We start from the raw sequence: 25,123 nt of genomic DNA, 5'->3' as shown, positions 1-25,123 counted from the left end.
ATCCCAGCAACGTTCGAGGGCATACAATCAGCGAGGCTTGCGCAACGGGGGGCGAACCATGACGCACGTACACGCTTTCACCGACGACGCTCTCGGCGAACTCGACGCGGTCGCTCTGGCCGAGGCTGTCAAAGCCGGGCGGGTGACCGGGTCCGAGGTAGTGGACGCCGCCATCGCGCGCACCGAGTCGGTCAATCCGGCGCTGGGCGGCTTGGCGTGTCAGGCGTTCGACCAGGCACGCGCCAAGGTATCGGAGCGAGGTCGGGATGGCGGATTCTTCGCCGGTGTACCGACTTTCATCAAGGACTGTGTCGGTGTGGCGGGGCTGCCGACGAAGTCGGGCTCGGATGCCTGGGTGCCGCACCGGCCCGCGGCCGACAGCAAGTGCACCCGGCTCTACCTGGCCTCCGGGCTGATATCGCTGGGCAAAACCCAGATGCCGGAACTCGGGCTGGCCGGAACCGCCGAACATCCTCGACTGGGCGCGGTCCGCAACCCGTGGCACACCGAATACACCGCAGGCGGTTCCTCATCGGGCTCGGCCGCACTCGTCGCCGCCGGTGCGGTGCCGATCGCGCACGGTAACGACGGCGGTGGCTCGGTCCGGCTGCCGGCCTCCTGCACCGGCCTGGTGGGCTTGAAGCCGTCGCGGGGCAGACTGCCGCTGGACGACAGGGCACGCATTCCGGTTCATCTGCTCGTCAACGGCGTGCTGACCCGGTCGGTGCGTGACACCGCGGCCTTCTACCGCGAGATTGAACGCGACTGGCGCCATCCAACACTGCCGCCGATCGGCGACGTGAAGCATCCAGGCAGGCAACGGTTGCGGATCGGCGTCGTCACCCGTTCGGACAAGCGCGAGTGCAGCCCCGAAGTACGTGAGCTGACGATGAAAACCGCCAGCCTGCTCGAACAGCTCGGCCACCGCGTCGACCACGTCGAAAAGCTTCCGATTCCTTCCACTGTGACCGACGACTTCGTGCTGTATTGGGCCCTGCTCGCCCGGTGGCAGGTGAAGGGCATCCAGCGCGCGTTCGGCGACACGTTCGATCGCAACCGGTTGACCAACCTGACGCGCGGCCTGGACCACTACGCCCGTCACAACCTGCACCGCCTCCCTGCCGCGATACTGCGTTTGCGCGCCGTCCGGCGGCGCACCGCACGGTTCTTCGAGGGCTATGACGTGGTGCTGAGCCCGACGACGGCCGACGCGACGCCGCGCCTCGGCTGCCCCGGCCCGACCGCCGACGCCGCCCATATCATCGACCGAGGGATCAGCTGGAACGCGTTCGCACCGCTGGCCAACATCACCGGCGAACCCGCTATCTCGCTGCCGCTCGCCGAAACCGCGAACGGAATGCCGATCGGTATGATGCTCTCCGCCGACCTCGGACGCGAAGCGCTTCTGCTGGAGTTGGCGCTCGAACTCGAGGAGGCCCGGCCCTTCACCCGAATCGCGGACGGCTAGCCAACCACGTCCTCGACCAGGTCGTCCGTCGTCCATTCCCGCTGCGGCAGAACATCTCTCAACAGCCGCAGCAGCGCGGGATTCGGACTGTCCCCCCGCCACACCGCGTCCAATTCGACGGGCCGCTCCCGGAACGCGCCGATGGAGCGGAATACCACCCCGTCGGGATGCGGCGTCGCCGCCGACGCGGGCACCAGCGCGATACCGATGCCCGAGCGCACCAACACCAGCATCGTGTGCACCTGCGTCACGTACTGCACATAGCGCGGGGTCGCCCCAGCGATCGTGAACGTGCTGATGAGCAACTCATTGAAATACCGCGCCTGCACCGGCGAGTACATGATGACGTCCTGGCCGTCGAGATCGTTGAGCGTCAACTGCCGGCCCAGCGACGCCATCGGATGCGCCTCCGGCAGCGCCGCGATCAACTGTTCGTGCAGCAGCGGCCGCGACACCAGGCCCGGTCGCTTCACCGGCGGCCGCGCCATCCCCAGGTCCAGCTCGCCGGCCATCAGCCCCTCGAGCTGTACCGCCGTCACCATCTCCCGTAGATCCAATTTCACGTCGGGCAGCTTCTCCCGCGCCGCGCCGAGCAGGCGGGGCAGCACGACATGAGCCGTCGCCGCGGTGAACCCGACGACGACGGTGCCCAGGTCCCCTTCGGGGATCCGCTTCACCGTCTGCGCTGCGCCCTCCGCGAGCTGCAGGATGCGCCGGGCATCGGGCAAAAACGCCAGCCCCGCCGGTGTCAGCGTTACGGTCCGCGTCGTGCGATCGATGAGTTGCACTCCGAGCTCGTTCTCCAGCTGCTGGATCTGCCTGCTCAGTGGCGGCTGCGTCATGCGGAGTCGCTCGGCGGCCCGCCCGAAGTGCAGCTCCTCAGCGACGGCGACGAAACAGGACAGCCGGGCAAGCGAAAACACCGATGCACTCCTCGCATCACTGCACGCCAATCGCGTGCCCATTCTGCATCAGTCTAGGCTCCGTCGACCGCCGAGTGTGGGCTCAACGCACGTCTCAGGCACCCGAAGCGTGCGGGTAACCCACGTTCGGCGATATCGCTACCAGCGTGAGCTGAGCGTCTCGAACTGCGGATCGACAGCGGTCCGGACCACGCGGCCGAACTCCTCGGCTTCAAGAGCACGGAATTCGCCTGTGCCGCACGCGATGAACACACCGCCGGGGCCGGCGTCGACGCCGCTGCCGACATGTCGCGCCAGCAGGTCGAGATCGACCTCGCCGGTCTCGTTGATCGGTGTCACGGGTCAGTCTTGTGTGAGTCGGCCGTCGATGCGCCGCCACAGGTGGTCGGGGTTGCCGTCGGCAATTGCGCTCGGCAGCAGCGCCTTCGGCGCGTTCTGGTATGCGACCGGGCGCAGGAAGCGCTCGATCGCGCGCGACCCGACGGACGTGGTGCGCGAGTCCGACGTCGCAGGGTATGGGCCACCGTGCACCATGGCGTGGCCGACCTCGACACCGGTGGGCCAGCCGTCGAACAGGATTCGGCCTGCTTTGAGCTCGAGCAGAGGGACCAGCTGACGAGCCTCGTCGTAGTCGGATTCGTCGGCGTGCACGGTGGCAGTCAGCTGGCCCTCGATGTTCTCCGCGACGGTGCGCATCTCGGCCGCGTCGGCGCAGCGCACGATCAAGCTGGACGAGCCGAAGACCTCGGCCTGCAGGGCCTCGGTCGACAGGAAGCTTTTCGCATCGGTCGCGAACAGGGCAGCGCGGCAGGTGGTTTGGTTATCGTCGGCGCCGCCGCGCACGACGAGATCGGCCGCGCCGCTGAGCGCATCGACACCGGCGGCGTAGTTCGACGCGATGCCCGGCGTGAGCATCGGCGTCGCGGGCGCTTGCGCCACCGCGTCGCGGGCCGCACCAAGGAACGTGTCGAGGCCGGGGCCGTTGACAGCGATCACCAGGCCGGGGTTGGTGCAGAACTGGCCGGAGCCCATGGTCAGGGACGCGACGAATGCCCGGCCGAGGTCCGCGCCATGGGTCGCCAGCGCGCCGTCGAGCAGGAACACCGGGTTGATGGAGCTCATCTCGGCGTACACCGGGATGGGTTCGGGACGGCCCGCGGCCGCGGCGACGAGAGCCATTCCAGCGGTACGGGAACCGGTGAAGCCGACGGCCTTGATGCGCGGGTCGGTCACGAGCGCGATACCCAGCCCGGGTCCGGAACCGTACAGCAACGAGAACGTGCCTGCGGGCAGTCCGCTGTCGGTGACGGCTTCGGTGATCGCGCGGCCGATCAACTCCGAGGTGCCCGGGTGGGCGTCGTGCGCCTTGACGACGACGGGGCAGCCTGCGGCCAACGCCGACGCAGTGTCGCCTCCTGCAACCGAGAACGCCAACGGGAAATTGCTGGCGCCGAATACGGCCACCGGTCCGATGGCGATGGAGCGTTGCCGAACATCAGGGCGGGGCAATGGCTTCCGGTCCGGAAGCGCGGGGTCGATGCGGGCCTCGTTCCAGCTGCCTTCACGCAGCACGTCGGCGAACAGCCGCAGCTGACCGGTGGTACGGCCGACCTCGCCGGTGATCCGGGCTTCGGCGAGTCCGGATTCAGCGACGGCGCGGGCGATGACGTCGTCGCGGATGGCCTCGATATTCGCCGCGATCGCCTCGAGGAACCCCGCGCGCTGCTCCGACGATGTCGAACGGTAGGCCGCGAAGGCCGCAGCGGCGGCCGCACAAGCGGCGTCGACATGGGACTCATCGCCGTACGCGTAGGCGGGCTCGAGGTCCTGGCCGGTGCTCGGGTTGAACCCGCGGATCGGCGTGCCGGCGCCGCGCACAGTTGAACCGGCGATCAGCATCTGACCAGTCAGGCGCGAGGTGTCGGACATCGTTGCAGTCATATCAGCAACGGTAGGAGGCATATCAATGCTTGTCCAAAACCGATATAGGCCCGAATAATGCAACGCATGCATTAATGGCTCGACCACCGCGCGACGCGCGGTTTCGCCTGGCGCGACGCGGGGTATCGAGCAAACCTGACGGCAAGGTCACCCGACGAACAGCTGAGGTGAAGGACTGTCGGCTCCCGCCGAAGACTTTAATCTGGTGTGGAGCACCCGAAGACGGTCGGCAAGCGAAGGAATCCAGCAGGCATGGCACCGTTGAGTACCGGCGATGGGTTCGCCGACGTTGTCGTCACCGCGATAACGTCGACCACATCGCTTGCGTCGGACGCAGAAAAGACGTGGCAGTTATTGCTCGAAGGGCACAGCGGCATTCGCGAACTGGACAAGCCGTTCGTGCCCGAGTTCGAATCGCCGGTGCGCATCGGCGGTTCGCTGCAGGAGAACTTCGACGAGCACCTGAGCCGTGTCGAACTGCGACGGCTCGCGTACATGCAGAAGATGTCGCTGGTCTTGGGCAGGCGGCTGTGGGAGCTCGCAGGAACTCCCGACGTCGATACCCGGCGGTTGATGATCTCCATCGGCCTGGCACTGGGCAGCACGCAGGAGATCGCGGAGCAGTACGACATGTGGAAGGAAAAAGGGCTGCGCGCGGTGTCGCCGCTGGCGGTGCAGATGTACATGCCCAACGCGCCCGCCGCCGCCGTCGGACTCGATCGCGAGGCCAAGGCGGGCATCATCTCGCCGGTGATGGCGGACACGTCGGGCGCCGCGGCAGTCGCGGAGGCGTGGCGGCAGATTGTGCTCGGTGAGGCTGACGTCGCGATTTGTGGTGGCGTGGAAACGCATATCGAGGCGGTCCCGGTCGCGTCGTTCTGGCAGATGGGGCTGTTGTCCACCAACAACGACGATCCGGAAGGGGCCTGCCGGCCGTTCGACAAGGACCGCGACGGCATGGTGCTCGGCGAGGGCGGCGCGCTAATGCTGATCGAGACGGAGGAGCACGCGAAGGCCCGCAACGCGCCGATCCTGGCTCGGGTGATGGGTGCGGCCATGACGTCGGACGGCTACGACAACGTCGAGCCGGACCCGACCGGCGAACAGGCCGCCGCGGCCATCACCCGCGCCATCGAACTGGCCGGGTTGACGCCGTCCGACATCGACCACGTCAAAGCGCACGCCACCGGAACGGCGCTCGGTGACCTGGCCGAGGCGCGCGCGATCAGCCGGGCGTTCGGCGACCACAAGCCCGCGGTCTACGCCCCCAAGGCCGCGCTCGGTCACTCACTCGGCGCGGCAGGGGCGGTGGAGGCCGTGCTGACGGTGCAGGCGCTGCGCGACGGCGTCGTGCCGCCGACGCGCAATGTGAAGCAACTCGATCCCGAGATCGACCTCGACGTCGTCACCGGCGACGCGCGGCGCGCCGATTACCGCTACGCGGTGGCCAATTCATTCGGGATGGGCGGCAACAACGTCGCGCTGGTCTTCGGTGCCGCGTGAGCATGCTCAGGGCTTGACGAGCGTGAACTGTCCCAACTCGCTGATACCGCGGTTGAAGAAGTCCGAGCATCCGGTCAGGTAGCGCATGTAGCGCTGATAAACCTCTTCGGACGTGGCGGCCACGGCCTCGTCGTGCGCGGCCTCCAGATTGGCCGCCCATGTGTCGAGGGTCCGCACGTAATGCTCGTTCAGGTACTGCGTGTGCTCCAGCGAAAGCCCGGCGGCGCCTGAGTATTCGGCGATGTCTTCGTCGCACGGGATGGCGCCGCCGGGGAAGATCTCCTTGGCGATGAAGCGCATGAACTTCAAGTCCGACATGGTGATCGGAATGCCCATGTCGGGCCAGCGCTTCAGCGGATGCCCCAGGATCGTCTGCAGGACCATCCGGCCGCCGGACGGCAGACTGCGGAAGCAGGTTTCGAAGAAGGCGGCGTAGCGGTCCTTCGGGAAGGCCTCGAACGCCTCGATGCTGACGATGCGGTCGACAGAGCCGCTGAACTCCTCCCAGCCCTGCAGGGACACGTTGCGCGAGCGCTCCGATTCCATCTCCTGCAGCAGGTGCTGGCAGTACACGCATTGGTTCTTGCTCAGCGTCAGGCCGATCACGTTGACGTCGTACTTCTCGACGGCGCGTTTGAGCACCGAGCCCCAGCCGCATCCGACATCCAGCAGCGTCATCCCCGGCTGCAGGTCGAGTTTGTCCAGTGCGAGATCGATCTTGGCCATCTGCGCGTCTTCGAGCGACATGTCGTCGCGCTCGAAGTAGGCGCAACTGTACGTCCGCGAGGGGTCCTGGAAGGTCCCGAAGAAATCGTCGGAAAGGTCGTAGTGGGCTTGTATTTCCTCGAAGTGCGGACGCAACGGTGTCGAACTCGCGTTGCTATTGGCCACTGTTATCGACCTCCTCCGGACAGATCGCTGTGCGATCGCTGACGGACCGACCCCCCCTTTGTTCTACCTCAGGGTTCGTTCATCGGCCCAATCAACCCTTCTCGCATGTGAACTGGCAAACATCGGTGTAGCCGTTGCGGAAGAGATCGGCGCAGCCGGTCAGGTACTTCATGAAGCGTTCGTAGATCTGTTCGGACGTGATCGCGATGGCCTCGTCCTTCTTCGATTCGAGATTAGCCGCCCAGGTGTCGAGCGTCCGAACATAGTGCGGCTGAAGGTGTTGCTCACGTGTCACGGTGTAGCCGGCCGCCGCCGCGTGCTCCTTCACCATCGACGCCAGCGGCAGCCGGCCCCCCGGGTAGATCTCGTCCATGATGAACTTGATGAAGCGAACGTTGGACATCGTCAGCGGCAATTTCTTGGCTTTGATCTCCTCGTCGCTCGGAATGATGATCGTGTGCAGCAGCATCACTCCGTCGTCGGGCAGCCAACTGAACGTGTTCTTGAAGTAGTCGTCGTACTTGTTGAAGCCGAAGTGCTCGAAGGCGCCGATCGACACGATCCGATCGACCTGGCCCTCGAACTCCTCCCACGGCTGTAGCCGGACTTCCATCTTGCGGTCGCTCTTGAGGTTGGCGAACCAGTAGTCCTCGATGTGGCGCTTCTGGTTCTCCGACAGCGTCAGACCGATGACGTTGACGTCGTATTTCTCCACGGCGCGGGCGATGGTCGACCCCCAACCGCAGCCGATGTCGAGAAGCGTCATCCCGGGCTGCAAACCGAGCTTGCCGAGAGAAAGGTCGACCTTGGCCATTTGCGCCTGCTCGAGCGTCATGTCGTCGCGCTCGAAGTATGCGCAGCTATACGTCTGCGTGGGGTCCTGCCACAATTTGAAGAAGTCGTTCGAAATGTCGTAGTGGAACTGGACTTCCTTCTTGTCCGAGCCGCGGGTCTGCGCCGCTGACTTGGACAGCCACTTGGACTGTGCGGGTGAGACCGGTTTGACCTGGGTTTCACGGCTGGTTTCTGCCACTGTGCATCCTGTCCGGCGGTCGAAACGGGCGGTTGGTTTCAGTGTCAGCTGCTTGGACACTTGAGCCGAGATTACGCCTGTCGTTCAAGATCGTTGGCACTCAACCGAAGTGAGTCCTGAATTGAGGTTGCGGAGCAAATACTCTCTAATCCTGGACGGCTTTTGCCAGCGCAACATACTTCGTCAGCGCGGCGGCGTCGGAGAGTTCGCGCACGGCCTGGTGTACGACTCGGACGAGCACCCAGGCGCGGGCTTTGTCCTCGTCGAAGCCTGCCGCGTCGACCAGCGTGTAGAAGCGTCGTCGCAGGCCGTCGCGGACGCCGCCAGCGAGCTCGTCCCACCGGTGGGAGAGCATCGGCGCGAGCTCGTAGTGTGGATCGCCGTTCGCGGGCCGCGGCGCGATCGCCAGCCACGGTTCCCGATCGGCGGCAAGGACGTTCGCGTAGTGAAGGTTGCCGTGGACGACGGTGTCGGCCGGCTGGCCGACCAGCTCGCGGCTCAGCGAAACCGCCTGCTCGACGAGGCGGTGCGGGATCGGCGCGCTGCGCGGCAAGGCCTCGAATTCGCCGAGCCACTGCTCGAGAGATGACGTGATGGTGGGCAGTTGGGGCAGGGCGGCGACGTGGAGCCGACGGTAGAGGCCGGCCACCACCTCGCACGCCTCGATGTCGGGCAAGGTTTCCAGGCTGTCCGGATGCAGCCGCTCCAGCAGCACGGCGTGCTGTCGCGGATCTGCGGACAGTAGCCGCACCGCGCCGGCGCCGCCCCATCGCCGCAACACCAGGTGCTCGTGCTCGGAGCCGCCGCCGATCTTGAGGACGGCGGGCACGCCGTCGGACGTCGTCACGGGCAACACCACCGAACCGGGCCTGCTGGTCGGTTCCCCGTCGCTGCGCAGCCGCCACTGCTCCAAGAGGTCGGTCACCGGGCGGCTACTGACCCGTCTCGCCCTCGACTTGGCACCGGATCCACTCGAGATTGGCCGCCATGTTCTCCTGCCATTCGGATAGCCGCCGGGAGATGATCCTGGCCTCCTTGTCCGGCTGCGCGGCGATGCCGGGCGTCAACCCCGACGGTCCGGGACCCATCCGGCCCCACTGCCGGATCAGCGCACCGTCGCTGGTGGGCTCCACCTCGAAACCCCATGTGGCGCTGACTCCCTCGGGGCCGACGACGTTCCACACCCACCGGCGCTGGTCGTCTACCTCGACGACCTCGCAGACCGTTTCCCACTCGCCGAACGCGTCGTGGGTGCTGCGGCCGCGGAAGCGGGCGCCGACTTCGACGCGATGGGGGCCGTCGACCCATTCGGTGGACTGCAGTTCGTTGGAGCACCGCTCGGACAGCGTGATGTCGGTGACGTAGCTCCAGGCCGTCGCCGGATCGCACCGCACGCGCTGCGTCACTTCTATGGTGGGCTGATCACGGTAACGCACCGTTGCAGCATGCCACGGTCGGAAAGCGAGGCACCCGGGTGAAGGTCGGCGCAATCATCGAACCCCGGTTGCCGGGCGCAATGGAGTTCGCGGTCGAGGCGGAGCGGCTCGGCGTCGACTCGTTGTGGACGCCCGAGGTGTGGGGCTATGACGCCTTGACCGGGCTGGCGTACGTCGCCGCCAAGACGTCGACGATCAAACTGGGAACCTTTGTGGTGCAACTGGGTTCGCGAAGCCCCGCGATGCTGGCGACGTCGGCGCTGAGCCTGCAGGAGTTGTCGGACGGCAGGTTCCTGCTGGGCGTCGGCACGTCGGGACCGCGGGTGATGGAGGGTTGGCATGGCGTGCGGTTCCACAAGCCGGTGGAGACCACCAGGGAAACCATCGAGATCGTCAGGATCGTCAGCCGCGGGGACCGACTCGAGCATCCCGGCGAGATCTACCCGCTACCGCTGCCGGACAGCAGCGGGGCGGCGCTGAGGCCGCAGGTCCGGCCCAGGCACGTGCCGGTGTTCGTGGCGGCGATGGGCCCGCGCAACCTGCGCCTGACCGGCGAGATGGCCGACGGGTGGCTGGGCAACGCGTTCATCCCGGAAGCCGCGGAGGTGTTCTTTTCTCCGCTGCGCGAGGGCGCGCGGAAGGCGGGACGGAGGTTGGCGGATCTCGATCTGGTGGCGCCGGTCGCGGTCGAGTTCCACGACGACGAAGCCGCCGCTTCGGCCGCGGCGCGCAGGCATGCGGACGGTTATGCGTTCACGATCGGGGCGATGGGCGCCAAGGGCCGCAACTTCTACAACGACGCGTTCACGCGGTTGGGTTACGGCGACGAGGTCGCCAGGGTCGCCCAGCTGTGGCAGAGCGGAGACCGCGACGAGGCGCGTCGGGCGGTACCGCTCGACCTCGGCCGGCTGACGAATCTGGTTGGCACACAAGAGCAGATCGAGCAGCGACTGAAATTGTATCGAGAAGCGGGCATCAGCACCCTGCTGGCGAAGATCGAAGGTGACTATGAGTCGCACCTCGCGACGTTGGAGCGGTTGCTCGCCGCAGTCGGCTAGATGGCCATCGGTTGGCCGTCGGTGCCGTGCCAGGCGTCGGCGGCCTCCTGCAGCGGCAGGCCGAGGGCGTTGCACAGGCCGATCACGGTGCCGAAGCTCGGGCTCGGCAGCCGTCCGACCTCGATCTTGCGCAGCGTCTCGGGGGAGATGCCCGCGTTGCGCGCGATGGTCTCCGGGTCGCGTCCGGCCCTGGCCGTCCTCATCAGCGCGCCGAGGCGTTGGCCGGCTCGCACCTGCTCGGGGCTCAGCGGTACGCGCACCATGCCGGTTAGCATAGCGGTATAAAAATACCGATGCTGGATGGATGTGGCACATGATCGAACTGAAGACGGCGGCCGAGATCGACAAGATGGCAGTCACCGGGGCATTCGTCGCGGAGACGCTGGCGATGCTGTCGTCGGAGGCTGAGCCCGGGGTGAACCTGATGCAGCTCGAGCATCACGCCCGCGAGCTGATCGCCGCGCGCGGTGCGACGTCGTGCTACTGGGATTACGCGCCGTCGTTCGGGCGTGGCCCGTTCAAGAACGTCATCTGCCTGTCGGTCAATGATGCTGTGCTGCATGGGCTTCCGCGCGATTACGTGTTGCGCGACGGCGACGTGTTGAGCCTTGACTTCGCGGTGTCGATTGACGGTTGGGTGGCCGATGCCGCGGTGACCGTGATCGTCGGCGAGGCGGCCGACGCGGAGGACAAGGCGCTGGTCTCCTCGACGCGCAGAGCGTTGGACGCGGCGGTGGCGGCGGCGGTGCCGGGCGGTCGACTCGGCGACATCTCGGCGGCCATCGGTGAGGTCGCTGCCGATGCCGGTTATCGGGTCAACACCGAATTCGGCGGGCATGGCCTTGGCCGCACCATGCACGAGGATCCGCACGTGCCCAACCTCGGGAGGCGCGGGCGTGGGCTGCTGCTGCAGCCGGGGATGACTCTGGCGCTCGAGCCGTGGTGGGCGCGCGGCAGCAACCGGCTGGTGATGGATCCCGACGGGTGGACGCTGCGCTCGGCGGACGGGTCGAACACCGCGCACTGCGAGCACACCATCGCGATCACCGAATCCGGCCCACGTGTGCTCACCGCGGCGTACGCCCGCGAATCCCAGTAGCGGGCCTGGTCGATCGCGTCAGAGCCCGCCGAGATCGTCGGGCACATCGACGGCATGCTCCCGAAGCGCATCCAACGGCACCACGTCCAGCGTGCGCTCATGGGTGCTGGCCAGCACCACCGGAGCGGCGCATCCGTCCTGATAGGCGCGGAACCAATTGGCCGCGGTGACGCACCAGCGGTCGCCCGGCGTCAGGCCGGGAAAGCGGTACTCGTGCCGAGGTGTCGACAGATCGTTGCCGATCGACCGCTGATGTTCCAGGAACTCCGCGGTCACCACGGCACAGATCGTGTGCCTGCCGATGTCCTCCGGACCCGTCGAGCAGCAGCCGTCGCGGTAGAAACCGGTCATCGGCTCGGTCCCGCACGGCTGAAGCGGTTCACCGAGCACATTGATCTCAGGGGTCTCGGACATCAGGCAGGCGTCAGCTTCACCGCCACCAGCGGCTCCCGTTTGGCCGCTTCCCTGAACTCGTCGACCGTGGGGATCCGACCGTCCCGGAACTGCAGCCCCATCATCCGCTGCGCGCGCTTGACGCCGTAGTTCTCGGCGACCTTGTGCGCCAATTCCGCGACGGCCCCGGGGTCTTCGATGAGCTCACCGTGCATGACCTTCGTCGTGCCGTCGAGCAGCACTTCGGCCGGCGCCCCGTTGCGGAAGTTCTTCGTCCACGTCGCGCCGGCAAGCGCATAGAGCGTGCTGTCGATTCGGTGCGCGCTCACCGGAATCGAGTACCGATTGCCCGACTTGCGGCCCGTGAAGCTCAGCACCATCAACTGCTTGCGGGCGGCGCCGGCAAGCGGGGTGCGCAGCAAGAACTTCAGCGCGGGGTTGACCGCGCGGAGAAGCCGCTCAGGCGGATGCGATGACGTAACCGCTGGTGACTGTTCTGGCATGAGCCCACGGTAGGACTACCGCGGCGCGTGTGGGGCGCGATTCACCGGCGACCGGTTCGGCCGTCCTCCCGGACCAAATCGACGATCTCGCGGTTCCAGGCGTTGTACCGCGCATGCCTCAAGCCGCCGCGGACCAGCGCGACCACCAGGGCTGCGATGCCAGCAGCGCACAACCAGAGTCCGACCGCGGCGACCACGGCGTCGGCGCCTGCTTGCCACGACTGCGCGGGCGGGCTGACCTGCCGGCCGTCCTTGTCGACCCAGATGTCAACCTGCGAACCGTCTTTCACCGGTGCGCGGTAAGTGACCAACCCGGCGGTCTCGATGTCACCCGCTTGCCAGCGGGCTTCCACGCGCGCCGCGGTGCCCCGAGGGTTCGGCTTGCTGTCGGCCGTCGCGGTGGCGGCGACCCGATGCCGGTCAAGGTTCTGCTCGGCGTACATCTTGGCGTGTTCGTCGTGAACCGCGGTGCCGACCGCACCCGCGAATGGAATGACGGCCAGCAAAGCCACGACGGCGACGGCCAGCACAGCGACCTCGACGCGGTCAGAAGAGCGAACAAGCGGGTTACGGCCTCGCGCCTGGGCTAACCGCCACCGCCACCAGGACACTGTCAACCACTGCATGACACACCCTCCTCGGTCAGTCGCGCACCAGGGTGTGGATAGACCAGTCTGGGAAACTCAAACCCATACCGCGCCGCCGCTGTGAGACGTGGACACAGCCAGCTTAGCGTTGACTAACTTCGAATTGGCCTGTATATGACGAGCGCCACGACTTTCCGGCAAACGTGATGTAGCTTCAAACGGCACAGCGGGGACAGCCGCTGCCTAGGAGTAAGCGGTGGATGCGACACCATTCGGGCACTATCAGCTGCAAAAGCTGATCGGCCGGGGCGGTATGGGAGAGGTCTACCGGGCCTATGACACCAAGACCGACCGGATCGTCGCGCTCAAGGTACTTCCCCATCATCTGGCCGAGGACGCCACGTTCCAGCAGCGGTTTCGCCGCGAATCGCAGGCTGCCGCCGGTCTGAGCGACCCGCACGTGGTGCCGATTCACGGCTACGGCGAGATCGACGGCAGGCTCTATCTGGACATGCGGCTGATCGAGGGCCGCAACCTCGGCACCATGCTCGAGGACTCCGAGGGCAAACCGCTCGGAGCGGCCTTCGCGGTCAACGTCGTCGAGCAGGTGGCCACGGCGTTGGACGCCGCGCACAGTGCCGGCCTGATCCACCGCGACGTCAAACCGTCGAACATCCTGATCACCGACCGCGACTTCGTGTACCTGATCGACTTCGGGCTGGCCCGCACCGCCGGGGAGAAAGGCCTGACGACAGCGGGCAACACGCTCGGCACGCTGGCCTACATGGCGCCGGAGCGGTTCGAGGGCGCTCAGATCGATCCGCGCGCCGACATCTACGCGTTGACGTGTGTGCTCTACGAGTGCATCACCGGGCAGCGACCGTATCCCGCGGAGAGCTACGAGCAGCAGATCAAGGGACACATGGTGGCACCGCCGCCGAAGCCTTCTGAGCTCGATCCGAAGTTGTCGGCGTTCGACGACGTGATCGCCAAGGGCATGGCCAAGAAGCCGGTGAAGCGCTATCAGACCGCGGGCGAGTTGGCGGCCGCGGCCCGGCGGGCGTTGGAGACGCCGGTGCGGTCGTCCGGACGCTCGGGCAGGCATTCCAAACAGCGGTCGGCGGGGGGCATGTCGCGACGCGCGTTGGTGATCGCCGCCGCGGTGGTGTTGGTCGCCGCGCTCGGCACGTTCGGGGTGCGGCAATGGACCGGTTCGCGCGGCGGTGACGCGCGGCCGGCCGGCGTTGCCGAGAGTTCGGCGACCCCGGCACCGGTGACCGGCGCGGTGCCCGAGCTCGCGGCGACGGTGCCCGAGGCGATCAAGTCGACCGGCCGTCTGGTGATCGGCGTCAACGTCCCCTATGCGCCAAATGAATTCAAGGACTCGTCGGGTCAGATCGTCGGCTTCGACGTGGACCTGATGAACGCGGTCGCCAAGACGCTGGGGCTCAAACCCGACTACCGCGAGACGGGTTTCGAGGCGATCATTCCCTCGATCCGCGCCGGCGACTTCAATGTCGGGATGTCGTCGTTCACCGACACCAAGGAACGTGAAGGCTCAGCGGACTTCGTCACCTACTTCCAGGCAGGCACGCTGTGGGCGCAAAAGGTCGGCGCAGGCGTGGATCCGGACAATGCGTGCGGGCTTCGCGTCGGCGTGCAGTACGCGACGATCCAAGAGACTGAAGAGATTCCGGCGAAGAGCCAGGCGTGCACCGAAGCGGGCAATGCGGCCATCGAGAAGGTCGTCTACGTCAGCCAGGACGACTTGAACGCCGCGCTGATCGGCGGGGAAGTCGATGCGATGTCGGCGGATTCACCGGCGACGGGTTTCGCCGTCAAGACGTCGGGCGGCGTGCTGGAGCCCGCGGGCGAGATCTTCGACACCGCCCCGTACGGATGGCCGGTGGCCAAGGAATCGGGGCTCGCGGAACCGCTGAAGCGGGCGCTGGAGCATGTGATCGAAACGGGGGAGTACCGCACGATCGCCACGATGTGGGGTGTCGAGAAGGGGATGATCACCTCGCCGGTGATCAACGGGGCGGTTCGCTGACAAATCGCCGGGGTGTAGATTGGTGGTAGGCCGCCGTTCGCCCGACGCACGATCTCGGCCGAACCGACATGGTTAAGGACCAGTATGGAATCGTCCGGTTTGTTTTCGCATCCCTATGTGCCCGAAGCGGTTTCGAACAAGGAGTCGTCTGCCGACCCGGTGCAGGCTCCCGTCTTCTCGGACCGCCCTGACTCGACTGCTGATACGCCGCCGTCGTCATGAACGGCTTGACCGGGACGCGGCGGTTGGCCCGTCCCGTCAGGCTGGCGCTCGCCCAACAACTGGGGCATGCCATCGATGGAGCGTGGTGGCCCTATACGTCCTCACTCGCCGACGAACTCCCTCAACTCATCAGCGCATTGCACAAACCGCTCGGCGAAATCGTTGACATCTGCATCAACTGGTCGGCCATGCAGGGGCCGCGGGAACTCTACGAAAGTGTGTCCGGACCCAAGGCGGCGCGCGTCGGCCATCCGGGACGTCAGCGCCTGATGGTCGTCGAGGGTCGCCTCGGCTGCGCGAATCTCCTTGTGGTGCCGCATATGACGTCGCAACCGCTGGGCATCATGGTGATGCGGCGCGCGGCCGCGAGGTCGTTCTCGAGCGCCGAACGCGGCACCGATCTGTTCGAGATCGCCGAATGCGTGATGCGCGCGGCGCAACTCGAAAGTGCTTCGTGGACAACGCGTATGCGCGCCGGTGCCCTTCCTCCGCAGGACGCCTAGAAACGCCAATGGGCTGGCACGGAGTTGATCCGTACCAGCCCATTGTGAAGTCTGGGTCGCTCACACGGTGGAGACGCGTACCGCCTGGGGGCCCTTGGCTCCCTGCTCGACCTCGAATTGGACGCGCTGGTTTTCCTCGAGGGTGCGGAAGCCGCTGCCCTGGATCTCGGAAAAGTGCACGAAGACATCCTTCGCGCCGTCGTCAGGCGTGATGAAGCCGAAGCCCTTGTCGCCGTTGAACCACTTCACAGTTCCCTGTGCCATTTACTTACTTCTCTCATTTCAATGCGGATGTACCAAAAACATCCGCGCATCACGGTAGCAGGGCCGGTCAGACGGCGCTGCGTTGTGAAGTTCTTGCGCCGGGATTACGGCGGCGTCGTGACCCTGATCGGCGCGGGCGCGTGGGATTGGGCGTGGGCGCCGCCGCCTTGGGTGCCGGCGCCCGATAAGGGGCGCGTTCGCCTGCCACCGCATCCACGGCGGCCGATTCGGCCGTCACTTCCTGCGGTGTGACGCGAATGCCTGCCCGGCGCAACAGGGCCTGCGTTTCGCGGCGTTGCTCGGGCAACACGACTGTGACGACATCGCCCGAATTGCCGGCCCGCGCAGTCCTGCCGGACCGGTGCAGATACGCCTTGTGCTCGGCGGGCGGATCGATGTGAACCACCAACTCGATCCCGTCGACGTGCACGCCTCGCGCGGCGATGTCGGTGGCAACCAGCACACGTACGTCGCCTGCGGAGAACGCGGCGAGGTTGCGGTCGCGCGCGGGCTGAGAAAGGTTGCCGTGCAAGTCAACTGCGGGCACCCCGGATTCGGTGAGTTGTTTGGCGAGCTTGCGCGCCTGATGTTTGGTGCGCATGAACAGGATTCGGCGTTCGCTGCCGGACGCCAGCCGGTGCACCAGTTCCTTCTTGGCCTGCACGCCGGCGACGTGGAACACGTGGTGTGTCATCGCGGGCACCGGTGACTCGGCAGTGTCGACAGAGTGCAGCACCTCGTTGCGCAGGAAACGCTTGACGAGTTTGTCGACGCCGTTGTCCAGGGTGGCGGAGAACAGCAACCGCTGCCCACCGCTCGGGGTCGCGGCCAGGATGCGGGTCACGCCGGGCAGGAACCCGAGGTCCGCCATGTGGTCGGCCTCGTCGATGACGGTGATCGCGATCGCGTCGAGGCTGATCAGGCGTTGCTTCATCAGGTCCTCGAGGCGGCCGGGGCAGGCCACCACGATGTCGACGCCGGATTTCAGCGCCGCCACCTGCTTGCCCTGCGGAACGCCGCCGAAGATGGTCGTCACCCGCATCCGGTAGGCGGCGGCCAGCGGTTCGAGGGTCGCGGTGATCTGGCTGGCCAATTCGCGGGTCGGAGCAAGCACCAGGCCCGACGGCTGTGACGCACGTCGCCTGGTGCCGGCCAGCCTGCTCACCAACGGAATGGAGAAGGCAAGCGTCTTGCCGCTGCCCGTCTTACCCCGGCCCAGCACATCGCGGCCGGCGAGGGTGTCGGGCAGGGTCTGGATCTGAATGGGAAACGGACTGGTGATGGCACGCGCAGCGAGCACATCGATCAGTGGTTCGGACACGCCGAGATCGGCAAAAGTGTTGGGAGTACTAATTTTTCGGTGTCTTTCAGTCAGCACAGGGTGGCGAGATTACCGGTGGGCAACATCGATCGCCGCGTTACGAATCGCGCTAGTGGGCGCGGGTGAGAAGAAGCGTTTCACGACGTGTCGGCCGTATTCGAGCGGCCGACGTTGACACCAGCCTAGCAGGTGATCGTCCGACGCTTGACCGTCGCACCTACGGGTACACCAGCGACCACCGTCGTCGACCGTCAGGAATTCGTTGTGAGTGACACAAATCAGCGCCATCTCGGCACGTCGGACAGCCCCATCGAGGACGCGTTGGAAGAAGCGTTCGGCCGCATGATCGACGAAGGCACGCAACGCCTGCATCGCACGTGGCGAGAGGTGTTGGTGACAGGGTTCTTCGGCGGCACCGAGGTCGCGATGGGGGTGTTGGCATACGTGTCGGTCCTGCGGGCCACCCATGACCCGCTGCTCGCCGGGCTGGCGTTCTCGATCGGATTCCTGGCGCTGATGCTGGGCCGCAGCGAGTTGTTCACCGAAGGCTTCCTGGTGCCCGTCACCACTGTGGTCGCCAAGCGCGCCAGCATCTGGCAGATGCTCAAGCTGTGGGCAGGCACCCTCGCCGCGAATCTCGCTGGCGGATGGGTGCTGATGTGGCTGATCATGCTCGCGTTCCCGCAGTTGCACGAGCAGGTCGTGGAGTCGGCGGCCCATTTCGCGACGGCGCCGATGACCATGCAGAACCTCGCGCTGGCGGTGCTCGGCGGGATGGTCATCACGTTGATGACCCGCATGCAGCATGGCACCGACGCGGTGATCGGCAAGATCGCGGCGGCCGTCGCCGCGGCCTTCCTGCTGGCGGGTCTGCAGTTGTTTCATTCGGTGCTCGACTCGCTGCTGATCTTCGGCGCACTCATCACGCAGGACGCGCCGTTCGGTTATCTCGATTGGCTGGCCTGGTTCGGCTACACGGTGGTCGGAAACGTGGTCGGCGGCTTGGTCCTCGTGACGTTGCTGCGCCTGCTGCGGAGTAAGGATCGTTTGGAGGAGGAGCGTGTCGCCGCCGACAACTAGTCGAAGGTGACCCGCACATGCTGAGATTCCTTGGCCCGCTCCGCTTTTGCGCGTCGCGCGTAGGTCTTGCGATCGGCGCGCGTCAACTCGACGTTGTCCGTGAATTGTGTCAGCAAGGCGCGGGGATGCAACCGGTCCACCCGCACCACGTTGACTTCGGCGCACAGCACCAATGTCACCGACACCAGGAACAGGAACGCGAGCATGCCCAGCACCAACGCGAATACGCCGTTGGTCGCACTCGCGGTCTTCACCGTGTGCGAGACGTAGCCCGCGCCGAACCATTGCAGCAGCTGCCAGATCACCGCGGCGGCCAGCGCGCCGGGCAGTACTTGTGTCCAGCCGAGACGGCGGGCGGTGGTGACCTTGAACAGCACCATACAAATTGCGGCGTTGATGACCACCGCGGCGACGACGAGTCCCGCTGAACTGACTATGCCGAAGGAGTCGGTCGCATGGCCGATCGACGAAATCGCGGTTGCGGCAATCGCCGCCGAGCCGAGCACCACCAACATCAGTAGACTCCGCAGCCGCGACCGGATCGGATCGGGCCGCTTGTGGCGCGGCACCGCCCACACCGAGTCCATCGCGTTCTGGATGGCCTGCCCCACCCCCAGCCCTCCGTACAGCGCACCCGCGATGCCGACGACAACGGCGCCGACGCCTCCGCTGAGCGCGTGCGGTTCCTGTAATTGGTCGCCGATGACGGGGAACTGGCTCAGCGCGGAGCTGAGCAGCTGGTGCTGCAACTCCGGGTGGCCGACGAGGATGACGCCCAATGTGGTGGTCGACAGCAGCAGGAGGGGGAACAACGACACGAAGGCGTAGTAGGTGATCAGCGCGGCGAGGTAGCCGCCCTGATCGTCGAGATACTTGTAGAGCACGGCGATGGTGAAGCCGACCGCGCGACTGTGCTGCTGTAGGCGATCCAGCCAGCGCACCATCACTTCACCTCGATGCCCGCCGTACCAAAGTGAACCGGTGATACCCACTGCAGCGGGCGGTCAACCAGGGGGATTGGTGCCGGACCGCTGCGTACGATTGCACCGTTCGCCGGCAGAATAGGACGCACGATGAAGACTCCGCTGACGCTGGCGTGGCTCGTCGTGCTGTTCATCACCACCCGCGTGCAGAGGTCGGCCGGTCGCAGGGGATCGCGTCGGCTGCAGCGCGAGCATTCCACCAACCTGCACCGGCTGCGGACCGAACCCCTGCGGGTGCTGGCGACGAGCATGTTCTGGCTCGACGACCGCAAGTGGTGGCCGTACCTGCCGGTGTTCGTTGGCATCGTCGCGCCTGCCGAGCACCGGTTACGTTGGTGGCGTTGGCTTTTCGTCGGTCTGACAGCGCACACCGTCGGCACCTACGCGGGCCAGGGCTATCTGCGGCTGATGATCCGACTCGGCAGGGCGCCGCGGCGGTTGGTCGCCGCCCGCGACGTTGGGGTGAGCTACTTCGTTTTCGGGGTGGCGGGTGCGCTGTCCGGGTACCTGCGGACGCCCTGGCGGCTACGTTGTCAGGCGACTACGGTCGCCGCCCTGACCGGCAATGTGGCGCTCAGACCGACGTTCACGGAAGTCGGGCACTTGACCGCGTTCGTCGTTGGCCTGGCGACCATTCCGCTAGCGCCGGACCGTGAACGTCTTGCCTATCCGGCTCTCAGGGCCGCAACGCAACCCGGACACACCCCTCGTCCTTCTTCTTGAAGAACTGACCTACTCCTTCGCGGTGTCCACCAGGCCCGTGAGGTTCGCTTGCGACTACCCGTCGGATCTGCCCCAAAACGTTTGTTCTCCAATCGTTCGGGAACTGCACCGCAATGTGTAAACGTTTGACGATCTTCGCGGCGACCGGCGTCATGGCCGTCACCGTCGCCGCCTGCAGCAGCGACGACTCGAACAAGGCGCCGCCGACGCCGACGAGCACGACGACGACGCAGTCGCCAACGCCAACGCCCACACCCGCGCCGACGACGGGTGGCCAGGCGCCCGCCACGTCGCCCGGTGGCGGTGGGGCTCCGGCTCAGACGCCGCAACAACCCGCCTCCGGTACCCGTGGGCCGAACGAGAGCGTTGCGCCCTCGGTCAGGGCGCCCGGTTCGGGTGCGCCGAACCAGGACAACAGCGGCAACCCCGGCGAGGGCCCCGCCGGTGGAGGCACGGGCGGCGCCGGAGGTGTCGGCGGTGGAGGCGGATAGCCTCAGCGCACCACGATCGTGTGTTCCCCTCGGGGGACAAGTTCACCAATCACCGGCGCGCCGGAAATCTCACCGGCGACCAACAATCCACCGGAGGTCTGCGCGTCGGCCAATAGGAGCGCCTCATCCTCACCGATATCCGACAGGTCCACATGCGGGCGCACCCATTCCAGGTTGCGCCGGGTTCCGCCGCTGACGTAGCCCTCCTTCAGCGCTTCTCGGGCACCGTCGATGTAGGGGACCGCGGTCGAGTCGATCACCGCCGTCACACCGCTGGCGCGGGCCAGCTTGTGCAGATGCCCTAGCAGGCCGAAACCCGTTATGTCGGTAGCGCATTCGGCGCCCGCGTCCAGTGCCGCCTGCGATGCCGCGGCGTTCAGCGTCGTCATCACCTCGATGGCTTCAGGACATACCTCACCGGTCGCCTTGTGCCTGCTGTTGAGCACCCCGATGCCTAGCGGCTTCGTCAACGACAACGGCGTCCCCACCTTACCGGAGTCGTTGCGCAGCAGCCGGTTCGGGTCCGCGATCCCGGTGACCGCCAGCCCGTACTTCGGTTCGGGATCGTCGACGCTGTGCCCACCGGCCAGGTGGCAACCTGCCGCGTTGCACACGTCCAGTCCCCCGCGCAGCGCCTCGGCGGCCAACTCGAACGGCAGCACGTCGCGTGGCCAGCCCAGCAGGTTGACCGCCACCACGGGGCGTCCGCCCATCGCATACACATCGGACAGCGCGTTGGTCGCGGCGATGCGTCCCCAGTCGTAGGCGTCGTCCACGACGGGGGTGAAGAAGTCCGTCGTCGCGATCAGCGCGCGGTCACCGTCGATGCGCACAGCAGCCGCGTCGTCACCGTCGTCCAGACCGACCAGCAGTTCGCCGAACGGCTCCCGTGGCCCCGCCGTCGTCAACCCGCGGACCACGTCTTCGAGCTCTCCCGGCGGGATTTTGCAGGCGCAACCGCCGCCGTGTGCGTACTGGGTCAACCGGTATGTCATGCCTCCAGTGTGCTGCCTGCAATGATGTCACCGATGGCCCGGGAGGCGTATTCGGTCTGGTGACCGGCGCGGTCTTCAAAATCGCTGAGCGGCAGGTCCTGTCGCTGGCGGGTTCGATTCCCGTCCGCCTCCGCCATCACGCCACCCAGACGATGTCGCCGTTCGCGCCCATTCGGGCGCCTTCGGAGGGCGGGTGGGCGACGAGTCGGCCGTCGTGCATCAAGTGGCGTACCTGCAGTGAACGGCGGAGCACTGCCACGTCGGCGACGATGCGCCGGTGACAGCGCCACCACACCGCCTCACTGCACATCATCGCGGTGTGCTGTCGCTGGGCCTGCTCCGCCAACTGGGCGAACGCCTCGGCGAACGGGGTGGTCCTGGTGTATGCCGCGTAGGCCGCGAACTGGCGGACTTTCCACCAGGTGTCCTCGGGCGGCGTGCCCGCGGGCAGCGTCCGGCGTCCACCCAGTCGGGGTTCCCACCGGTACGCCAGGCCTGCGTCGGCGGCCCACGCGGCGATCGCGGAGGTTTCCACGTCAGGGTTGTGTCTGCTGTTCGGGTAGCGGCGGATATCGACCAGCGCCTCGACGCCGGCCCCGCGTAGCAGCTTGACCAGCGCGTTTCTGTCGAGCGCGCCGTGGCCCACCGAAGTCAGCACCCCATCGGTATACCCCGCGTCCCGCGACGAGTAGAACGGTGTGATGGACGACCGCCGTCGGCGTGTGCCCCGCACCGATGTGCTGCTCGCCGATCCTCGGCTCGTCGAGGCGGAACGGACGCTCGGCCGAACATTGGTCAAAAGCATTGTCGTCAAAGCGCAACAGCGGGCGCGCGCCGGTGAGATCGAACCGGAGCAGGTGGCCGACCAGGCGGTCGCGGCGTTGCCGGCGGCCGCGGCGAGCCTGCGACCGGTGATCAATGCGACGGGTGTCGTGGTACACACCAATCTCGGCCGTGCGCCCCTGTCGCAAGCGGCGGTCGATGCAGTGGTGACCGCAAGCGGCGCCACCGACGTCGAATTCGACCTGGAAACCGGGCGCCGGGCCCGCCGGGGCCGCGGTGCGCTGGCTGCCCTGGCCCGGGCGGTGCCGACCGCCGGCGGCGTGCACGTCGTCAACAACAACGCCGCGGCGCTGCTGCTCACCGCGATGACGTTGGCCCCCGGTAAGGAAATCGTCGTCAGCCGCGGTGAGCTGATCGAGATCGGCGACGGCTTCCGATTGCCTGAGCTGATGGTGTCGACGGGGTCGCGGATCCGCGAGGTCGGGACCACCAACCGCACCCACTTGCGCGACTACGCCGACGCCATCGGCCCCGACACCGGCTTCGTGCTCAAGGTGCACCCGTCGAACTACCACGTCAGCGGCTTCACCTCGGCTGTCGGCATCGCCGAACTCGCCGCGCTGGACGTTCTGCTGGTCGTTGACATCGGCTCGGGTCTGCTCACTCCGCACCCGCTGCTGCCCGACGAGCCCGACGCCACCACCGTGCTGCGCGACGGCGCCGACCTCGTCACCGCCAGTGGCGACAAACTGCTCGGCGGCCCGCAGGCCGGGCTGCTGTTCGGTACGGCGGAGTTGATCGAGCGGTTGCGACGGCATCCGGCGGCCCGGGCGCTGCGTGTGGACAAGCTCACGCTTGCGGCGCTGGAGGCGACGCTCGTCGGCCCGCCGCCGCCGGTGGCGCAGGCGCTCGACGCCGACCTGGCCGAGTTGCGCGCCCGGGCGCAACGCCTGGCCGGCCAACTTCCCGGCGCGAGGGCCGTCGACTGCGTCGGGGCGGTCGGCGGTGGCGGCGCCCCGAATGTCGAGTTGCCCAGTGCCGCGGTCAGTCTGCCGGAGTCCTATGCCGCGCCGCTGCGCCTCGGCAGCCCGGCCGTGGTCGGGCGTCTGGAGGCCGGCCGGTGCGTGCTGGATCTGCGTACGGTCGACCCCTTGGACGACGACCGGTTGGTCCAGGCGGTGCGGGCGTGTATGTCGTAGCGACCGCGGGTCACGTCGACCACGGGAAGTCGACACTGGTGCAGCGGCTCACCGGCATGTGGCCCGATCGGCTCGCAGAAGAACAGCGCCGCGGGCTGACCATCGACCTCGGTTTCGCGTGGACGTCGTTGGGCGGCAAGCAGATCGCATTCGTCGACGTGCCCGGCCACGAGCGCTTCGTCGCTAACATGCTGGCCGGTGTCGGCCCGGTACCCGCCGTGATGTTCGTCGTCGCGGCGACCGAGGGGTGGATGCCGCAGTCGGAGGAACACCTCGCCGCGGTGCGGGCGTTGGGCGTCGAGCATGTGCTGGTGGTGATCAGCAAGGCCGACCTGGCGGATCCGGCGCGCGCCGTCACGCAGGTGCGTGAGCGGCTGCCCGGCGCGCCTGTGACGCTCGGCACCGACATGGATCAGGTTCGGGCACAACTACTTTCGTTGGTTGATGGGTTGCCGCTGCCTGACCGTGCCGCAGATGTGCGGCTGTGGGTCGACCGCTCCTTCACCGTGCGCGGGGCCGGCACCGTGGTGACCGGGACACTCGCCGCGGGCACCATCCGCGTCGGCGACGAACTGGAGCACGCGGGACGGCACGTCACGGTGCGGGGAGTGCAGTCGCTGGGCCGCGACGAAACCGAGGTGGGCGCGGTGGCGCGGGTCGCGGTCAATCTGCGCGGGGTGGACCGTCAACTCATCGGCCGCGGCGACACGTTGCGGACGCCGGGCGCCTGGGTGGACACCGCCGAACTGGACGTCGCGTTGCGCGAAGCGTGCGAATTGCACCGGAAACTAATGCTGCACATTGGGTCGGCGGCGGTGCCGGTGTTCGTGCGGCCGCTCGGGGAGGCGGCGGCGCGGCTGCGACTGGCGCATGCTTTGCCACTGCGTGTCGGCGATAGCGGGCTGCTGCGTGACCCCGGCGAGCATCGTATCGTCGCGGGCATCGAGGTGCTCGACGTGCGGCCGCCCGCGTTGCGCCGCCGCGGCGCTGCACGGGAGCGCGCGGTCGAGTTGGCCACCGGCCGCGCCAGGCCCCCGGTGTGCGCCCGCGCAGACGAGTTGCGCGCCATGGGTTTTGAAGCGTCCGGGCAGCCGGTCGGCGATTGGATCGTGGACCCGCAGTGGTGGGCCGAGCGACGTCAGCAGGCGACGACGGCGGTGAAACGATGGGTGGCCGAGCACGACGTGGCGGCGGGCATGCCGCTGGAGACGGTCAAGCAGCAGACCGGCCTCCCGTCGACCGAACTCGTGGCTCACCTGCTCGACGGCACCGGACTCGAAGTGGTCGAAGGCCGCGTCCGCACACCGGGATCCGGTCTGCCGCCGCGCATCGACAAGGCGCTGCGCACTCTGGAGGAGTGGTTGGGGGCCGAACCGTTCCGGGCGCCCGACTCCGATGAACTGGAGGAGATGAAGCTGGGCCCGCAGGAGTTGGCGGCGGCGGTCCGGGTCGGGCGGCTCACCCGGATCGCGGACGGTGTGGTGCTCGGACCCGACGCGCTGGACCGCGCCGCCGACATTGTGCGGTCGCTGCCCCAGCCGTTCACCGTCGCCGAGGCGAAGCGCGCGCTGGGAACCACCCGGCGAGTCGCGGTGCCGTTGCTGGAACTGCTCGACGCGAAGCGGATCACGAGGCGAAACGACAACAGCACACGAACGATGGTTTGATCGT

26 protein-coding genes, 1 tRNA gene and 1 pseudogene are annotated in these 25,123 nt (G+C 67.1%); 12 read left to right on the top strand and 16 right to left on the bottom strand.

Features of this window, described 5'->3' with window-relative positions:
- The first annotated feature begins 58 nt into the window (after positions 1-58).
- Positions 59-1,468, top strand: coding sequence for an amidase (locus A5724_RS24375; protein WP_067808451.1), 1,410 nt, complete (start codon positions 59-61; stop codon positions 1,466-1,468).
- Here A5724_RS24375 and A5724_RS24370 read toward each other — a convergent pair.
- The 3 genes and pseudogenes from A5724_RS24370 to A5724_RS24360 form a co-directional block, all read right to left on the bottom strand.
- Entirely contained in the window at positions 1,465-2,391 is a 927-nt protein-coding gene (locus tag A5724_RS24370) for a LysR substrate-binding domain-containing protein (RefSeq protein ID WP_067808771.1), read from the bottom strand. The two genes, A5724_RS24375 and A5724_RS24370, sit on opposite strands and share 4 nt — an antisense overlap.
- Positions 2,392-2,562: 171 nt before the next feature.
- A pseudogene (locus A5724_RS24365) lies at positions 2,563-2,730 on the bottom strand (dihydrodipicolinate synthase family protein); the annotation flags it as partial.
- 3 nt (positions 2,731-2,733) lie between these two features.
- On the bottom strand, positions 2,734-4,332 hold the full coding sequence (locus A5724_RS24360; RefSeq protein ID WP_067808447.1) for an aldehyde dehydrogenase (NADP(+)): 1,599 nt from the start codon (positions 4,330-4,332) through the stop codon (positions 2,734-2,736).
- Between the two features lie 252 nt (positions 4,333-4,584).
- Between A5724_RS24360 and A5724_RS24355 the strand changes: the two genes are divergently transcribed.
- Entirely contained in the window at positions 4,585-5,835 is a 1,251-nt protein-coding gene (locus tag A5724_RS24355) for a KasA/KasB family beta-ketoacyl-ACP synthase (RefSeq protein ID WP_067808445.1), read from the top strand.
- 6 nt (positions 5,836-5,841) lie between these two features.
- Here the strand turns inward: A5724_RS24355 and A5724_RS24350 are convergent, their stop codons facing one another.
- The 4 genes from A5724_RS24350 to A5724_RS24335 form a co-directional block, all read right to left on the bottom strand.
- Complete coding sequence (locus A5724_RS24350) at positions 5,842-6,726, bottom strand: cyclopropane mycolic acid synthase family methyltransferase (RefSeq protein ID WP_156752436.1); 885 nt, start codon at positions 6,724-6,726, stop codon at positions 5,842-5,844.
- 91 nt (positions 6,727-6,817) lie between these two features.
- Complete coding sequence (locus tag A5724_RS24345; RefSeq protein WP_067808443.1) at positions 6,818-7,759, bottom strand: cyclopropane mycolic acid synthase family methyltransferase; 942 nt, start codon at positions 7,757-7,759, stop codon at positions 6,818-6,820.
- Positions 7,760-7,904: 145 nt separating this feature from the next.
- On the bottom strand, positions 7,905-8,684 hold the full coding sequence (locus A5724_RS24340) for an aminoglycoside phosphotransferase family protein (protein WP_067808442.1): 780 nt from the start codon (positions 8,682-8,684) through the stop codon (positions 7,905-7,907).
- Between the two features lie 7 nt (positions 8,685-8,691).
- Complete coding sequence (locus A5724_RS24335; RefSeq protein WP_067808440.1) at positions 8,692-9,195, bottom strand: SRPBCC family protein; 504 nt, start codon at positions 9,193-9,195, stop codon at positions 8,692-8,694.
- Between the two features lie 38 nt (positions 9,196-9,233).
- Here A5724_RS24335 and A5724_RS24330 point away from each other — a divergent pair, with 38 nt between their 5' ends.
- A complete protein-coding gene (locus A5724_RS24330; protein WP_232004962.1) occupies positions 9,234-10,253 on the top strand; it encodes an LLM class flavin-dependent oxidoreductase in 1,020 nt (339 codons plus the stop codon).
- Here A5724_RS24330 and A5724_RS24325 read toward each other — a convergent pair.
- Positions 10,250-10,516 (bottom strand): helix-turn-helix transcriptional regulator, encoded by a 267-nt coding sequence (locus tag A5724_RS24325; RefSeq protein ID WP_067808437.1) that lies wholly within the window; start codon positions 10,514-10,516, stop codon positions 10,250-10,252. The two genes, A5724_RS24330 and A5724_RS24325, sit on opposite strands and share 4 nt — an antisense overlap.
- Before the next feature lie 50 nt (positions 10,517-10,566).
- Here A5724_RS24325 and map point away from each other — a divergent pair, with 50 nt between their 5' ends.
- Positions 10,567-11,352, top strand: a complete 786-nt coding sequence (gene map / locus A5724_RS24320) for a type I methionyl aminopeptidase (RefSeq protein WP_067808765.1) — start codon at positions 10,567-10,569, stop codon at positions 11,350-11,352.
- An 18-nt stretch (positions 11,353-11,370) separates the two neighbouring features.
- Here map and A5724_RS24315 read toward each other — a convergent pair whose 3' ends face one another.
- Genes A5724_RS24315 through A5724_RS24305 form a run of 3 tightly spaced genes read right to left on the bottom strand, consistent with a single transcriptional unit; the run spans position 11,371 to position 12,874 of the window.
- A complete protein-coding gene (locus A5724_RS24315; RefSeq protein ID WP_067808435.1) occupies positions 11,371-11,766 on the bottom strand; it encodes a DUF2237 family protein in 396 nt (131 codons plus the stop codon).
- Positions 11,766-12,248 (bottom strand): hypothetical protein, encoded by a 483-nt coding sequence (locus tag A5724_RS24310; RefSeq protein WP_067808433.1) that lies wholly within the window; start codon positions 12,246-12,248, stop codon positions 11,766-11,768. The genes A5724_RS24315 and A5724_RS24310 overlap by 1 nt, the downstream gene beginning before the upstream one ends.
- Positions 12,249-12,289: 41 nt before the next feature.
- Positions 12,290-12,874, bottom strand: coding sequence for a hypothetical protein (locus A5724_RS24305; protein ID WP_067808431.1), 585 nt, complete (start codon positions 12,872-12,874; stop codon positions 12,290-12,292).
- A gap of 217 nt (positions 12,875-13,091) precedes the next feature.
- On the opposite strand from A5724_RS24305, the gene A5724_RS24300 reads away from it, so the two are divergent.
- Positions 13,092-14,888, top strand: a complete 1,797-nt coding sequence (locus A5724_RS24300; RefSeq protein WP_067808429.1) for a bifunctional serine/threonine-protein kinase/transporter substrate-binding domain-containing protein — start codon at positions 13,092-13,094, stop codon at positions 14,886-14,888.
- A 218-nt stretch (positions 14,889-15,106) separates the two neighbouring features.
- On the top strand, positions 15,107-15,613 hold the full coding sequence (locus A5724_RS24295; RefSeq protein WP_067808428.1) for a DUF5994 family protein: 507 nt from the start codon (positions 15,107-15,109) through the stop codon (positions 15,611-15,613).
- A gap of 60 nt (positions 15,614-15,673) precedes the next feature.
- On the opposite strand, the gene A5724_RS24290 is transcribed toward A5724_RS24295, so the two are convergent.
- Together A5724_RS24290 and A5724_RS24285 are read right to left on the bottom strand one after the other, a co-directional pair.
- Complete coding sequence (locus tag A5724_RS24290; RefSeq protein WP_067808426.1) at positions 15,674-15,877, bottom strand: cold-shock protein; 204 nt, start codon at positions 15,875-15,877, stop codon at positions 15,674-15,676.
- Between the two features lie 67 nt (positions 15,878-15,944).
- Positions 15,945-17,231, bottom strand: coding sequence for a DEAD/DEAH box helicase (locus tag A5724_RS24285; protein ID WP_067808764.1), 1,287 nt, complete (start codon positions 17,229-17,231; stop codon positions 15,945-15,947).
- A 231-nt stretch (positions 17,232-17,462) separates the two neighbouring features.
- On the opposite strand from A5724_RS24285, the gene A5724_RS24280 reads away from it, so the two are divergent.
- The gene (locus A5724_RS24280) at positions 17,463-18,278 is read left to right on the top strand and encodes a formate/nitrite transporter family protein (RefSeq protein ID WP_067808759.1); all 816 of its coding nucleotides are present in this window, start codon (positions 17,463-17,465) and stop codon (positions 18,276-18,278) included.
- Here A5724_RS24280 and A5724_RS24275 read toward each other — a convergent pair.
- Positions 18,275-19,222 carry a YihY/virulence factor BrkB family protein gene (locus A5724_RS24275; protein ID WP_067808761.1) on the bottom strand — a complete coding sequence of 316 codons (948 nt, stop codon included), beginning with the start codon at positions 19,220-19,222 and terminating at the stop codon, positions 18,275-18,277. The genes A5724_RS24280 and A5724_RS24275 overlap by 4 nt on opposite strands.
- A 129-nt stretch (positions 19,223-19,351) precedes the next feature.
- Between A5724_RS24275 and A5724_RS24270 the strand changes: the two genes are divergently transcribed.
- Positions 19,352-19,984, top strand: a complete 633-nt coding sequence (locus A5724_RS24270) for a rhomboid-like protein (RefSeq protein WP_156752435.1) — start codon at positions 19,352-19,354, stop codon at positions 19,982-19,984.
- A gap of 125 nt (positions 19,985-20,109) precedes the next feature.
- Complete coding sequence (locus tag A5724_RS24265) at positions 20,110-20,475, top strand: hypothetical protein (RefSeq protein ID WP_156752434.1); 366 nt, start codon at positions 20,110-20,112, stop codon at positions 20,473-20,475.
- 2 nt (positions 20,476-20,477) lie between these two features.
- Here A5724_RS24265 and selD read toward each other — a convergent pair whose 3' ends face one another.
- Positions 20,478-21,470: a selenide, water dikinase SelD gene (selD, locus tag A5724_RS24260; RefSeq protein ID WP_067808421.1), complete on the bottom strand. Its 993-nt coding sequence runs from the start codon at positions 21,468-21,470 to the stop codon at positions 20,478-20,480.
- Between the two features lie 41 nt (positions 21,471-21,511).
- Between selD and A5724_RS24255 the strand changes: the two genes are divergently transcribed.
- Positions 21,512-21,606 (top strand) — tRNA-Sec (locus A5724_RS24255).
- Here the strand turns inward: A5724_RS24255 and A5724_RS24250 are convergent.
- Entirely contained in the window at positions 21,607-22,128 is a 522-nt protein-coding gene (locus A5724_RS24250) for a DUF488 family protein (RefSeq protein WP_067808419.1), read from the bottom strand. It lies immediately after the preceding tRNA gene.
- Between the two features lie 43 nt (positions 22,129-22,171).
- Between A5724_RS24250 and selA the strand changes: the two genes are divergently transcribed.
- Positions 22,172-23,452, top strand: coding sequence for an L-seryl-tRNA(Sec) selenium transferase (gene selA, locus A5724_RS24245; protein ID WP_067808417.1), 1,281 nt, complete (start codon positions 22,172-22,174; stop codon positions 23,450-23,452).
- On the top strand, positions 23,440-25,119 hold the full coding sequence (selB, locus tag A5724_RS24240; protein ID WP_067808415.1) for a selenocysteine-specific translation elongation factor: 1,680 nt from the start codon (positions 23,440-23,442) through the stop codon (positions 25,117-25,119). Before selA ends, selB begins: the two co-directional genes overlap by 13 nt.
- Positions 25,120-25,123: the final 4 nt, after the last annotated feature.

The organism is Mycobacterium sp. ACS1612, assembly GCF_001667505.1.
In the GTDB taxonomy this organism is placed as follows: Bacteria; Actinomycetota; Actinomycetes; order Mycobacteriales; family Mycobacteriaceae; genus Mycobacterium.
The sequence above is the reverse complement of the archived record's forward strand: the minus strand, read 5'-3'. Positions and strand labels throughout refer to the sequence as shown.